The sequence below is a fragment of the Candidatus Omnitrophota bacterium genome, from assembly GCA_041650805.1.
GTDB lineage: Bacteria > Omnitrophota > Gorgyraeia > 2-01-FULL-45-10 > 2-01-FULL-45-10 > JBAZKM01.
Genome location: JBAZKM010000012.1, coordinates 14,289 through 29,252, shown reverse-complemented (window position 1 = coordinate 29,252; position 14,964 = coordinate 14,289). Strand labels below are relative to the sequence as shown.

Here is a 14,964-nt window from a genome sequence, read left to right as displayed (position 1 = left end):
ATCACTCCGTAAGCCCCGCCACGAACCCCGACGCCCATGCCCACGCCAGGTTATAACCGCCCCTCACGCCGTCTACATCCAGGACCTCACCCGCAAAGTAAAGCCCTTTCTTCATCATGGATCCCAGGGTCGACCCTATCACTTCCCGCGTATCGATGCCGCCTGCGGTAAACTCCGCCTCATTCCATCCCCGCGTCCCGAGTATCCTGAAACGCAGGTCCTTAAGCGTGCCTGCCGCGCGGCCTGTCTCTTCCCCGGAAATGATATCCTTGAGGGCCCTTCCGAATTTATTCGGCAACAACCCGGCCAGCAGCTCTTCGTCGACCACATCCCTGCGCCTGCGCTTGTCCAATTCCTTCTCAAGATCCTCTTTACTCATGAAAGGCACCAGGTCGAGCGATACAGACACCTCCCTTTTGCGTTCCCTGTTCATCGCTATCGAGATATTCCTGCTTATGTCCAGGATGGCCGTTCCGGACAGGCCGTATCTTGTGAAGAGCACTTCTCCGTCCGCTTCGACTACCGCGGAACCGCCTATGACCCCACGGGCGAGAGCACTGACCTTCTGCCCCTGCAGGAGATGTATGATCTTATCTTTCGCCACCAGCGGCACTGCGGACGGCACCGGGTCCAGAACGGTATGGCCGAACCGCTCTGCCAGCCGGTAAGACCCTCCGTCCGAGCCGAGCGCCGGATACGTCTTTCCGCCGCCGGCGATCACGAGCGAGCGGCATGAAACACCCTTGCCGTCTTTTGAAGTGATGATAAGATCCGCGCCGGAGTCCGCGATGCCTTTAGCATCAAAATTCAGTTCTGTCACTGTGCCCAGGTTCTTCAGTTCCATCTCCAGGACCTTCAATACGGATGAGGACTGGTTGGTGAACGGGAAGGCCCTCCCGTCTTCGTAATATATCTTCAACCCGAGGTCCCCGAAGAAATCCTCTATCTCCTCTTTACCGAACCTGGAGAGGACAGACCTGACGAGCGGCCTGGCTGCCGGGTTATAATACGATTCGCCCAATTTTTCATTATAGAGATTACACCTGCCGGAACCGGAGATAAGGAGCTTCTTGCCGATACCCGGCATCTTTTCGCATATTACGACAGAGTTGCCTTTTCTGGCAGCGCTTATTGCTGCGGTAATTCCCGCAGCACCCCCGCCTACTATCGCAACGTCGTAGTGCTTCGTGGCCATGCTCATGACGCCCTGCTCCCCGCCCTATAAATAGCCCCGTCCCCGAACTTCCCTTTTATCTTATCGAGCGCCTTATGGATCTCTTCTTTCCTGCCGTCTGACGCATCGGCAAAGAGGCTCTCCCTGAACCCTGATCCGGAAAGGTTAGAGACCTTCACGCCCACAAGACGCACCCTCTTCCCTTTCCTGTCGAATCCGCGATAGATCTCACTGATCTTCCCGTAGATCACATCGAAGAAGTTCGTCGACTCGGAAAGGGTCGACGCCCTCGTATACGTCTGGAAACCGGTAAGCCGTATCTTAAGGGTTATCGTCCTCCCTTTCAGCCCTTCCCGCCGGAGACGGTCGGAGACCCTCTCCGAAAGCCACATAAGGGCACCGTCTATAACATCGTCGTCCGAGAGATCGGCCTCGAAGGTCGTCTCATTGCTTATCGACTTCGCTTCGGCATCCGAGGTGACTTCACGGTCGTCTATGCCGTTTGCCAGCGTCCAGAAATGGGCGCCGTTCTGCCCGAAGAGAGATACGACCTCGTCCCTGTCACGGCAGGCCAGGTCGCCTATCGTCCTTATGCCCATTTCGTTCAGCGCCTTTTCGGTCTTTTCGCCCAGCCCCCATATCTTCCGCACATCGAGCGGCCGTAGAAAATCGAGGAGCCCCCCGGCGGTCACTTCGACGGCGCCGTCGGGTTTCTTCAGGTCGGATGCGATCTTCGCCGCCATCTTTGTCGGCGCAAGCCCTATGGATGCGGTTAACCCCGTCTTATCTTTTATGCTCGATTTTACAAGGAGGCAGGTCTCGAACGGCGTACCGAAGAGATGATAACTCCCGGTTATATCCAGGAACGCTTCGTCGATGCTCACCGGCTCTATGTCAGGGGTGAAATCATATAATATGCGGTATATCTCGCCGGAGACACGCGCGTATTTCTTCATATCGACCGGCAGGAAGACGGCATCCGGGCACATCTTATAGGCGGTCGAGATGGGCATTGCCGAATGTATGCCGAACTGGCGCGCCTCGTAAGAGCATGTGGAGACCACCCCCCGGCCCCTGCCGCCTTTAGGGTCCGACCCGACGACTACCGGCTTACCGCGTAAACGCGGGTCATCGCGTTGCTCTATGGCGGCAAAGAACGCGTCCATATCGACGTGCGCGATCGATCTTCTATTCTTCATCTTTATATATTGGAAGACGCGGCCACGGAGGCGATTATAGCGGCGCCTTTCCCGGAACCGTCCTTTGTAAGCGATATCTTTATCCGGCGCGCCTTGATCCCGAAGAGTTCATTAAGGGCGGTCCTTATATGGCCGGCAAAATTGGGGTGTTTTTCGTATACGGAACCGTCCATTGCGACGGTATGTCTTCGCGAAAGCGCGCCGTCCATCCTTGTTATGACAGCGGCTATGGCCGCGGCGCTTATACGGGAGGCACGCAGAGAGACAAGACGGCATACCTCCAGAACCAGTATCCTATCCGGGACGGTCGATCCGGTCACCCCCAGCTCCTTCAACATCGAACCGACGTCCGACAGGTCCCGTGTCCTGTCACGCTCTATCCTTGACACATATTCCGATCTGAACCCTTGGGCCTCGAAGAAGACGGGCGTCCTGCGGCCTCCGAAAAGCCTATTATCGGATATCAGGGCCCCGCAGACCAGGCGCACTATCTCGCCCAGGTACATACCGGATACCATCTTCTCCATTATCTGCTGGCCCCGGTTGTCCGATATCCTGTCTACGGCCTTATCATAATATGTGCGTTTCACCTTATTGAAATTACCCCATTCCGTATTTATTATCATGCGTCCGCCCGGCGTATCGGTCCCGCGCCATTTAGGTACATTCGAGAGATATTCAGAATAGCATGCATTCGTCCCGGTGCCGAGTATCACGCCCATATCGCATGCCGGATCGGCGTACGCCCTGGAAACGAGTGTGCCGACCGTATCGTTGGCCAGCGCCTTTATGGAAACGTTCCTGATCCCTTTCCTGAGCATGGCTTCGTATAAAAGCATTACAACATCTTTGCCCAAAACGCCTGCGGCGCTGAAACCTTTCGTCCAGTGCGACAGCGTCCCCGACGCGACGCCCGTCTGTTCCACCGCGAAAGAGAAGGTGAATCCCATATCCAGATGTCCGCCGGTATTGCTCCCGAGGAAAGACCCGATACAGGAGGCTATGAAATCGAAGAATGCCTTACCGGGACCGGTGATGACCTTCTTATCCAGGACGAACTTCTCCGCCTTGATGACCTTCGCCCCGCCGCGTCCGTCCAGTTTCAGCATCAATATCCTGAAGTTCGTGCCGCCCAGGTCGAGGGCGAGGAACGTGCCTTTCTCTTTCCCGGTGGGGCGGTCCACATAGGTGGGGATCATCTTTAATGAAGAGGATCTGCCGGCGAGGCCCCTGGCCATCTCCGAATGAAAATCCCTGATGAAACTTTTCATGTCGTTTTTGGAGACGGAAAAGGACGCGGCAAGGCGCGCAGGCAATACGCTATTTATATTACCGGGATTTCCCGCAGGCAAGAGAACACCCGTCTTTTTGTGTGTCACAGCAACTTTTAGGTCCGGGGCACTTTCCGGTCCAGCAGTAAAGGCATAACCGCTCTTTCGGCAAACCGACCGCCTTCACCATGTCCTCGACCGTCTGGTACCTCAATGTCGTAACGCCTATATCTTTTCTTATCCACTCGACCATATCTTTATATTTCCCGGAAGCGTTATTTACGTATTCCGAGACATCTTCGAGGTCATGCCCCTCGATGCTGCGGATGGCCCGGCGGGCGGCGAGCTCTTTTATGCTCCTGGTCGAGAGGTTGAACCTGCACGGGAACATGAGCGGCGGGCATGCCGGACGGACGTGTACTTCGCGCGCGCCCGCATCCCACAGTTTCTTGATGGCAAAATTCTTGAGCTGAGTCCCCCTGACGATAGAATCCTCGCATACGACTACGCTCTGTCCCTCTATTATCTCCTTTATGGGGATGAGCTTCATCCTGGCTATCAGGTCGCGTTTCTCCTGTGAAGGGGGCGTGTAACTCCTGCCGTAACCGGGGGTATATTTGACAAGGGGCCTGCGGTACGGTTTCTTCGACTCCATCGCGTAACCGAGGGCGTGGCCCACACCCGAATCGGGAACGCCCGAAACGACATCGACATTTATGTCCTTATCATGCTTCGCCAGGAGGCGGCCGCTCCTCTCCCTGACGATCTCTACGTTCACGTCTTCGTAGCTGGAGGCGGGGAAACCGGTATATATCCACAGGAATGTGCATATCTGGCTTACACCGTCACCTGCCCTCTTCTGGACGACGCCATCCTCGTTGATCAGCACTATCTCCCCCGGGGAAAGATATTTCACCGTCTTAAAACCGTTATTGGGAAAGGCGCTCGTCTCGGACGTTACCGCCCATGCGTCATCGCGCTTTCCTATCACGAGAGGGTTATAACCGAACTTGTCCCTTGCGGCATATATGCCGTCCCTGGTAAGGAGGAGGAGAGAAGACGACCCTTCGACCGCATCGAACACCTTCTCTATTCCGTCTATGAAATCGCGCCCTTCGACTATCAATTTCGCTATAAGCTCGGTCTCGTTGACGGCGCCCCGGGTGACCTCGCTGAACGATGTGCCTGTCGACAGAAGCCGCGCGCTCAGCTCCTCCTTATTCTCGACAAAACCGTTGGTCACTATGCAGAACGGGCCCAGGCGCGAATTGAGATAGACAGGCTGTTCGTCGGACGCACTGATGACGCCTATGCCTTTCGTGCCCTTCATCTGCCTGGAATCCTCGAAGAATTTGGACTTGAACTGGGTGTGGCTTATATTGTGTATCTGCCGTACGAATTCGTCGCCCAGCACCGCCATGCCGCCGTATTCCGTCCCCAGGTGGGAATGGTAGTCGGTGCTGTAAAAAAGGGTCTCTACACAATCTTTCTTTGAGGTCACTCCGAAGATCCCGCTCATCTGTTACTCCTTATTTTTCTCCAAAAAATCGTTCATCTCTTCCCAGAGCGGCGCCGAGAGGCTCAAATTCTCTTTAGTGACCGGATGGGTGAATTCCAGAGACGCGGCATGAAGCGCGAGGCGTTTAAACCGCAACTTAAAGTCCCGCCTGAACGCATATACATCCTCGCCGACCAGCGGATGGCCGAGCCCTTTGAAATGTATCCTTATCTGGTTCGTCCTGCCGGTAACGGGCTCGACCTCCACAACGGTAAAGGCCTTACGGCGCTCGATGACCCGGTATGCTGTCACCGCCGGCTCTACCCTTCTCTTGTTCCTATTATATATGAAACTCTTTATGGTGTCTAAGTTTTTTCTGAGGACCCCTTGCACGAACGCTATGTATCTCTTCCTAACAGAATGGCTCCTGAATTCTTCCATCATGAGCTGTTGCGCCTTCTTTCCCTTTGCGTAGATGACGAGCCCGGAGGTCCCCCGGTCGATACGGTGGCACGGATACGCGTTGGCCTCTATGCCTCGCCTGTCGAGATCTTCGTTAAGGAGGGACGTTAAAGTGACCGGTTCTTTATTCGGCGTAGGTATGACGAGGAGGCCTGACGGTTTATTTACGACGATCAGATATTGGTCCTCGTATATTATCTCATATCTTTTTTTCTCCATAGTGATTAGATTATAACAAAAAAGATAATCTGCTACAACCTATATTTCGGCCGGAGGTTTTAAATATTTTTCTAACGACCCATCTCATTTTTTCAGCCGCGCAACTTTTGGGGGGTTAATAAGTTATGAAATTGTTAGACCATAAAAAAGTGTGTTATTAGTTCTTGCTTTTTATTATATTATGTTATATACTTTATGGTGCCTATATGGGGCACTGTTTTTTTATGATCTTTTTAAACAGGTTTAAAAAGTTAGTTCCTAATATGAAAAAGCTACCTTTAATCCTAAAGCCCCGGATGACCGTGCGCGCCGCCCTAACGACGGCTGTATTCGCTTTTATCCTGATGGTCTTCCCTCTTAATGTCGAAGCTGCACTGCCTCCTAATGTAACGGCTATACCGGATAAGACACATACACCAAAACCTTACAATAATAGCGCATATACGTTCTCGGTCACCGTCGCCGCCACCGACCCGAATACACCTGCTCAGACGCTCACCTATTCGATCACCGGCTGGAAGAAAGACGGCGTCACGGTCAACGTCTCAAGCTCCCTCCCCTCCGGGGCTTCGCTCGATACCGTTACCGGCAAATTTTCGTGGGGAGTGACCCCTGCCCTCACGATGACCGTCGGGTCATCGCAGGTATTTACGTACGGCCTGCACGAAATAACATTTACGGTCAAGAACACCTCGAACCTATCGACGTCTACAACGATGAAGCTGACCATAGTGAAGCCTGCCATAGCCACGCTCACGGACGCATCGGCAACCTTCCTCAAGACGAAATGGACCCTTGGCGAGGTCGCCGGCAATATAGGCGACTGGTACGATAACTGCGACGGCTTCCATGCGGGCCTAAGCATGGGATACTATCCGCAGGCGGACCTCATGACCGGCAGCGATGGAGTTGTAGTGGAAACCAAGACGCTCGTCGGGAACGCGTCGCATGTCTATGTCACTCCTGACGGCAATTTGAACGTAGTCCATTATAAATATATGAACCCCACAAGGTCTGACTACTGGAGCGGGAATACCGGACCGGAGGACGCGTATAGAGCCTACATATCGAATAACCACTACTGGCATCCGATGGTGGGGCAGGGCGGCGGCGGCGAGGGAACGGACCTCTCTTATGCCATGTCCGCCTACGCAAGCGGCTCTAAAGGCGCGTCCGGTTCCGAAACGGATGAGCTCCAGAAGTTCATATATACCTTCGCGGCGTTCAAGCCGGAGGTCAAGGCAAAGTTGATCGAGCGAAGGGCCAACCCTTACCACGCAGAACGCCTTGAGTCGCTCCTCATGCCCACGGTACAGATGATATACAGGCGGACGCGCGTCAAGGATGACGGGGAGTATCTCAGCTACAAGGCCCATGTAAACGAATTCCATGATGTCGCCAATTCGCTCGATATGGTGACGATGGCTAACGGCATAAACCTATCCGACATACCTCCTATGGTCCAGCTTAAGGTCATAGACGAGACCTATAAGGCATATCTCCCCGGCGACGCCATATTTGAAGATATAGACAAGAGGACCACGGAGAAATATTTCGATACGCCGGCGTCGATATGCCGCGTGTGGCGCGACCGCGCGTATACCAAGCGCATGGTGGTAAGCGCCGAGGAGAGCTACGATATCAATAATAAGCCGCTCACATATCACTGGGCGGTGATACGCGGAGACCCTGCGCATGTGAGGATAAATTACCTCAATGAAGCGCATTCGATCGCCGAGATAGAGATCGACTACCATCCAAAGACCAAATTTCTCTTCTACAACCCCAATCCGGAGATCGCGTCTTTCTACACAAATTCTAATCTTGTATCGATAGGCGTATTTGCCAATAACGGCATCTATTATTCCGCCCCCGGTTTCGTTACATCGTTCACTCTCGATCACGAGGTGCGGACATATGATCAGGCGGGACGCATTCTGCAGATAGATTATAATACGAACACCGTTTACTCTTTCGTTTCGAAGAAAAAGATATGGACGAGGGACCTCTTTAAGTACGCTCTGACGGGACAGCTTGCCGGCTGGAGAAGGACCGCCGGCGCCGTGAACACTGACTATACCGCGGAAGGCCACCTGGTGAAGACCTCTGACCCGGGCGGGAGGGCTCTGACAGCGGCAGAGGTCACATATAATGATACAAACTCCGACAATAAGGTCGAGGTCATAGAATCCGCTACCATATGGACATACAATTATCTGACGCTGGCGGGCGCACAGGACACACCGGTTACAGGGACACCCGTCGGCGCGGGATACGCCATCCTTGAGTATCCGGTGAACGGCACGCTGGCCTTCACCGCTTCGACCGGCGCATACACATATACGCCTAAGGCGGGATATGCGGGCGCAGATTACTTCTCTTTCAAGAACACGGTTACACGCGTCATCACAAAGGTCACCGTGGCATGTTCGAACCCGGTTGCATACGATCAGGTCGTCTCGACCAATCAGGAGACGTCCCTGGCCATCGCCTTAAAAGGCGAGGATATATTAACCCCCGCAGCGCCGCTCACATACCGGGTGATATCATCTCCATCGCATGGGTCACTCTCCGGAACGGCGCCGGCGGTCACTTACCTGCCCGACACCGGTTATTTCGGACCTGACACCATAACCTTCGTCGTCAATAACGGCACGGCCGATTCAAATGTCGCTAACGTCAGCATAAACGTAAAGCGCGTCAGTTCCAAGAACGTGGCGCCTGCAGTGCAGGATATTAACGTCTCAACCGATGAAGATACCCCGATAGACATGACCCTCGATGCCGATGACGCCGAGGATGACCCGGTCACATTTGCCATAACAAAATATCCTTCCCACGGCGCCCTGGAAGTAACGGGAGAGACGGTGAGATATATACCGTGCAAGGATTTCTCCGGTATAGACACGTTCACCTATACCGCAAATGACGGCATCTCCACATCTTCTCCTGCCACCGTGACGGTCACCGTAGATCCCGTAAATGACCACCCGCCTGTAGCGCTTAACGGGCAGCACAATACGCGGGCGGAGATCCCCCTGCCCGTATCATTATCGGCAACGGATGGCGATAATGACTTCCTCATATATTCGATAGTACAGGGGCCGGTCCACGGCACCCTGTCGGCAATAACGGACGGTTCACTCGTTTATACGCCTGAGGCCGGGTACGCCGGATCCGACTCTTTTGTATTCAAGGCCCTTGACGGCACGTTCGATTCGAATACGGCGACCGTTTCGATAACGGTAAAGTCGGCCGTCCTCCCCTTTGCCGTGATAGAGACGAGCGCTCCCGGCGGTGAGGCGCCGCTTACGATACTCTTTGACGGGTCGGGATCGACCCCGGGGTCCGGGAACATAATATCATATGCCTGGGATTTCGGCGATGGGACTACGGGGGCCGGCCCAAGGAATGTCCATACCTTTACGAATAAGGGCACTTATCACGTAACCCTATCTGTCACGGACTCCGGCGGCAATACCGACACGGCGGCCTGCGACATAGATACGGCCGGATCGCTCATCCTTGATCTGCGATTTGAGGATGATTACAAGGATAGTATACCCATGACGAACGGCGTCACCGACAGTTCGCCGTATCTCAACCACGGCATGCAGTCGAATAATCCTGTCATCGACTACACCGGAGTGGACGGTAAGGCATACAACTTCGCCGGTTCGCAGGGAATAAAGCTTGACGCCATACGCGATGATATAGGACAGGTATTTACGGTGTCGTGCTGGATGAGGAAGCCGGCATTAAGCGGCGACTCGTCCGGGGCCATCATAAGGGTCCTCGGTGCGGATGGCGCCACGAAGTTCGCGCTCTATGACAGCGACCGGACCACCCCGAACTCGAGCCGTCTCGTCGCCTACGACGGCGGAGACCAACGATATGAGGCTTACACCAATACGGTAATATGTGATAATACATGGCACCATGTGGCTTATGTTTCGGACGGCGTAGTCGGCCGGCTCTTCGTTGACGGCCGGCTCAAGGGGTCCCATACGGTCGATTATCAATTTGATCCCGCAGACATATGGTATGTCGTCGGCTTCACGAACGGGTGGGGCACCAACATCACCGTGGACAACTTCAAGATGTTCAATATCGCGCTCGCAGACGATGAGGTAATGAAGATCTATAAGGAGGTCGCCAATCCTGATCAGATATTGAATATGAAATGCGATGATGATCCGTCTGACGGCACACAGGACGATTCTTTATATACAAACCATGGGACCGCTTCCGGAACGCTTGTCCGTGATACCGACCGGCGGGAGAACGCTGGGGGGACCTATACATTCGACGGCAGCCAGACCATAGACCTTGGCGCAATGATCAACGATATGAGGAGCAGCTCCTTTACGTTTGCCGCCTGGATAAAGGCGCCTCCGTCCGACGCGCCCAGCACCATATTTTCGACCGACAACATAACCGGCGGATCGAGCAGTACCGTGGGGTGCGCGCTCGTCATCGGAAACGGCTTAGCGTTCAACGAAAACAAATTACTCCTCTTATATCGCTCCGCATATTCAGGGACTCCTACATTCATTGCCCAGACATTAACGACGGTCGCCGATGACACCTGGCATCACATCGCCTTTACCTATGACGGCAAGGCGGTTCGGCTCTATGTAGACGGGATAGAACGCGGCAGCGCTGCCATATCGACCGGCATCGGAGGTACCGTCAAATGGACGCTCGGAAAGAATGTCTACACGGACACGGCGCCGTACATAGGATCTATCGACGATATCAAGGCGTGGAGCAGAGTGCTTTCGCTTGAAGAGATAGCGCAGCTTTTCGCGGACCGGCTGCCGCAGGCGGCATTTTCGGCGGTGCCGGGATCCGGGGAACAGCCGCTCACCGTATCATTTGACGCATCGGCCACGGAGGCGACGACAGAACGGAAGATGATTAAGTATAACTGGGTCTACGGGGACGATACGGCCGGTGAGGGCATGGTCTCGTATCACAACTACCCGACCATTTCCGGCAGTTACAACGCGACGTTGACCGTCATGGATGAATTTGGGGATACCGGTTCCCTGACAAAAACTATCACGGTAGAAGGATGCGATGCACCGCCGGTCGCCGACTTCGCCGCCAATGTGACCAGGGGCACCGCGCCTCTCACAGTGCAATTCACCGACCGGTCCGCCAATACACCGACGGCGTGGTCCTGGACATTCGGGGACGGCATTAATGAGACGATACGCGACCCGTCTCACACGTACACGGCGGTCGGCAACTATACAGTCGCGCTGACCGCATCCAATAGCTACGGCCAGGCCACCGATACCAGGACAGGATATATCAATGTGACGGCCAACCACGCCCCGGCGGCAACGAACCAGACCGTATCCGTAACCGAAGATACGGCAAAGGCGATCACGCTCGGCGCCGCGGATGCCGATAACGAAACGTTATCGTTCATGCTGGCTTCGACCCCCGTACACGGCACGGTGACCGGCCTGCCATCATCGAAGATCACATATACACCGGCCTCCAACTATACGGGGGCCGACAACTTCACGTTTAAGGCGACGGACGGCAAGCTCGAATCTAATATAGCCATGGTGACTATCAATGTGACCTCGGTCAACGATGCACCTGTGGTCTATAGCCAGTTTGTGCGGGTGATCAGGAACGGTTCGGCCACGATCCCGCTCAACATAACCGATAACGACGGCGAATCGGCCCTCTATTGTTCAATATATCCCTATGCGACGAACGGCACTATCGAGTGGATATCGTCGACTCCCCCTATCGTTCTTAAATATATCCCCGCTGCCGGATATACCGGACGCGACTCTTTCCAGTTCAAAGTATCCAACGGGTCCGTTACCAGCAATAACGCAACGGTGACGATAAAGGTCGCCCCGTCGGCCGTAAATACGGCGCCGGGGGCGAACGCCCAGTCGGTCACTACCGCGGAGAATACGGCAAAATCGATCACGCTCAACGCTACCGACGCTGACGGCGATAGGTTCGACTATATCATAGTAACAAAACCGCTTCGCGGATGGATCACCGGGACCGCGCCTAACGTGACCTATACGCCGTTCACCAATTACAACGGTCCGGATTCGTTCACATTCAAGGTGAACGACCTCGAAGCCGACTCCAATTTAGCGACCGTCTCTATCACAGTAACGGCCGTACAGACAGCGCCCATAGCGAACAACCAGACCCTTACGGCAGAGTCCGGATGCGCTACAGCGATCAGGCTCGTCGGATTCGACCCGGACGGTAATCCTGTCACGTACGCGGTGTTGTCACAGCCGTCGCACGGCGCCCTCGCCGGGACCGCGCCCGATATGTCATATACATCGGATGCCGGATACGCGGGCGACGACTCGTTCACCTTCCGCGTCAACGACGGGACGGCGAATTCGAATAATGCCACCGTAGCGATAAAGGTGATACCTGTCAACCGCTCTCCTGTTGCCTACCCCCAGACCATTTCGGTTTTTAAGAATACGCCTACGGCAATAACTTTAGGCGCGACCGATGCTGACGGAGATAACTTAACCTACACGATCATAAGCGGTCCCCTCCACGGGACATTGTCCGGGACCGGGATGAATGTAACATATACGCCTGATACCGGTTATACGGGGGACGACTCGTTCACCTTCAAGACAAATGACGGCCTGGCCGACTCCGCCCCTGTTACAGTATCGATCGACGTAATCACGGCACCGGCCAGGACTTATTATGTCGACGCGACTTCCGGCGACGATGCCAACGACGGCCTCTCGGAAGAGACGCCATGGAAGACGATCGCTAAAGTTAATTCTGCTTCCTTCGTGCCGGGGGACAGCATATTGTTCAAACGGGGAGAGGTGTGGCGGGAATCGTTAGACATAACCAGCGGGGGCGACGAAACCGCGTATGTCACCTTCGGCGCTTACGGCAGCGGCGAAAAACCGCTCTTCCAAAGTAAGGCGGCCGTTCTTGCAGGCGGCTGGACGAACTATAACGCGACTATCTGGTATACGGCTAATCAGGGCATTAAAGATCCTTATAAATTGATCATAGACGGCACCAGAGGCGCCAGGAAGTTCTCGATAGCCGCCCTTATACAGGAGTATGACTGGTACTGGGATTGGCATAACGACACCATATACTTATATGCACCGTCAGATCCGCAGATCGCATATAGTTCGATAGATCTCTGCGACTACTCGGTAATACAGTCGTGGCGGGAACCGGGCAGCGGGGATGAGTTAACGAATAACGACTACATCATCATAAGGGACATAGGGATAGAGAATAGTGACTGCAGGTACGGCATAAGAATCGACCATTCTTTCAACTCAATGATAATCAATATGACCATCGAGACGAAAGGACGCGGAGGCATGGGCATAGTCGTGGCGAACAGCGGGAATGTCACCGTCAGCCGCAATACGATAACCACGCCCCGCGACCATATCCCTGACCAGACCGACGGCATCCAGACGAACTCTAACACCGGCAATATATACGAATATAACCTTATCGACATCAATAACCTTGACCCGCTGGAACACTGCGACTGTATACAGATGACGAACGAGACAAACACCACGGTGCGATATAACCGCCTGCACCAGGACACCCCTAAGGAGTATAACTCCCAGGGATTATACTGCACCTCTTGCCACGGCACCTATAACATCCACAACAATATAATATACCTTCCGAATTCGACTTCCACCGTAATGGGCATATATCGCGGAAGCGGTGACAGCATACCCGAAGGCGAGAACGACCTTAAGCTTATAGCATTCAATAACGTGGTCAAGAGCAAATCACAGCATCTCTTCCATCCCGATACGCCGGATGTAGTGGTAAAGAACAATATCTTCATCAACACCGCCGGATATGCGGCGGCGTGGTTCGGGGACGGCGTGCTCGATTATTCCAGTATAGACAACAATATATATAGTTCGACCCTTGATATGCCGGTTAAGGATGCCGGTAACTATTGTCCTTCGTTCGCGGAGTGGCAATCCCGAGGGGCGGATGTTAACGGCATCAACGGGGACCCTCTTCTCGATGGGGAATTCAGGCCGCTTGCCGGTTCCCCTGCCATCGACAACGGTATCGACCTATCCCCGATGATAGAGTCGCTTGACATCGAAGGGACTGTAAGACCTGCAGACGGGGACGGAGACGGTGAAGCCATCTGGGACATAGGCGCCTATGAATACGCATATATTAAAAGTGCCTTCCCCTCCATCCTAATCGCGAACCTCGACGGCGACAACCTCGGCGATATAGTGATAGATTTCGGCACCGATTACGGTATATGGGCCAGGTACGGCACTGGCACCTGGGCATTACTCAGCTCCGCCACCCCCGAATCTATGGCCTCAGGCGACATTGACGGTAACGGCAAGGACGATATAGTGATCGACTTCGGGCCTGATTACGGCATATGGATACTCGGCGATAGCGGCCTATGGACCAGGGTGAGCGATGTAGACCCCGGGTCTATCGTGACGGGAGACCTGGATGGCGATAACCTCGGCGATATAGTGATAGATTTCGGCACCGAGTACGGTATATGGGCCAGGTACGGCACTGGCACCTGGGCATTACTCAGCTCCGCCACCCCCGAATCTATGGCCTCAGGCGACATTGACGGTAACGGCAAGGACGATATAGTGATCGATTTCGGGCCTGATTACGGCATATGGATACTCGGCGACAGCGGGGTATGGACCAGGGTGAGCGATGTAGACCCCGGGTCTATCGTGACGGGAGACCTCGACGGCGATAACCTCGTAGATATAGTTATCGACTTCGGCACCGAGTACGGTATATGGGCCAGGTACGGCACTGGCACCTGGGCATTACTCAGCTCCGCCACCCCCGAATCTATGGCCTTAGGCGACATTGACGGTAACGGCAAGGACGATATAGTGATCGATTTCGGGCCTGATTACGGCATATGGATACTCGGTGATAACGGCCTATGGACCAGTGTGAGCGATGTGGACCCGGGGTCTATCGTGACGGGAGACCTGGACGGCGATAACCTCGGAGATATAGTCATCGACTTCGGATCGGAGTACGGTATATGGGCGAAGCATCAGGACGGCACGTGGGAGAAGATACACGACCTGAGCACGTAACGGAAAATGG

The 14,964-nt window shown here is 54.3% G+C and carries 6 protein-coding genes; 1 reads left to right on the top strand and 5 read right to left on the bottom strand.

All coding sequences use genetic code 11. The features are described 5' to 3' along the window. Window position 1: 1 nt before the first annotated feature. From WC515_07945 to WC515_07925, 5 genes are read right to left on the bottom strand one after another with little or no spacing between them, the layout of a single operon-like run. A complete protein-coding gene (locus tag WC515_07945; GenBank protein ID MFA5147291.1) occupies window positions 2–1,201 on the bottom strand; it encodes an aminoacetone oxidase family FAD-binding enzyme in 1,200 nt (399 codons plus the stop codon). After that, on the bottom strand, window positions 1,198–2,373 hold the full coding sequence (locus WC515_07940) for a DNA polymerase IV (protein MFA5147290.1): 1,176 nt from the start codon (window positions 2,371–2,373) through the stop codon (window positions 1,198–1,200). The genes WC515_07945 and WC515_07940 overlap by 4 nt, the downstream gene beginning before the upstream one ends. Before the next feature lie 2 nt (window positions 2,374–2,375). Then, window positions 2,376–3,752, bottom strand: a complete 1,377-nt coding sequence (locus WC515_07935; GenBank protein ID MFA5147289.1) for a hypothetical protein — start codon at window positions 3,750–3,752, stop codon at window positions 2,376–2,378. After that, entirely contained in the window at window positions 3,703–5,163 is a 1,461-nt protein-coding gene (locus tag WC515_07930) for an amidophosphoribosyltransferase (GenBank protein MFA5147288.1), read from the bottom strand. Before WC515_07930 ends, WC515_07935 begins: the two co-directional genes overlap by 50 nt. A 3-nt stretch (window positions 5,164–5,166) precedes the next feature. Then, on the bottom strand, window positions 5,167–5,823 hold the full coding sequence (locus WC515_07925; protein ID MFA5147287.1) for an RluA family pseudouridine synthase: 657 nt from the start codon (window positions 5,821–5,823) through the stop codon (window positions 5,167–5,169). A 302-nt stretch (window positions 5,824–6,125) separates the two neighbouring features. Here WC515_07925 and WC515_07920 point away from each other — a divergent pair, with 302 nt between their 5' ends. Next, window positions 6,126–14,954 carry an Ig-like domain-containing protein gene (locus WC515_07920; protein MFA5147286.1) on the top strand — a complete coding sequence of 2,943 codons (8,829 nt, stop codon included), beginning with the start codon at window positions 6,126–6,128 and terminating at the stop codon, window positions 14,952–14,954. Window positions 14,955–14,964: the final 10 nt, after the last annotated feature.

Excerpts from the sequence above, each read along its gene's own strand:
- WC515_07945 (MFA5147291.1), bottom strand. The coding sequence starts at position 1,201 with ATGAGCATGGCCACGAAGCACTACGACGTTGCGATAGTAGGCGGGGGT.
- WC515_07940 (MFA5147290.1), bottom strand. The coding sequence starts at position 2,373 with ATGAAGAATAGAAGATCGATCGCGCACGTCGATATGGACGCGTTCTTT.
- WC515_07930 (MFA5147288.1), bottom strand. The coding sequence starts at position 5,163 with ATGAGCGGGATCTTCGGAGTGACCTCAAAGAAAGATTGTGTAGAGACC.
- WC515_07925 (MFA5147287.1), bottom strand. The coding sequence starts at position 5,823 with ATGGAGAAAAAAAGATATGAGATAATATACGAGGACCAATATCTGATC.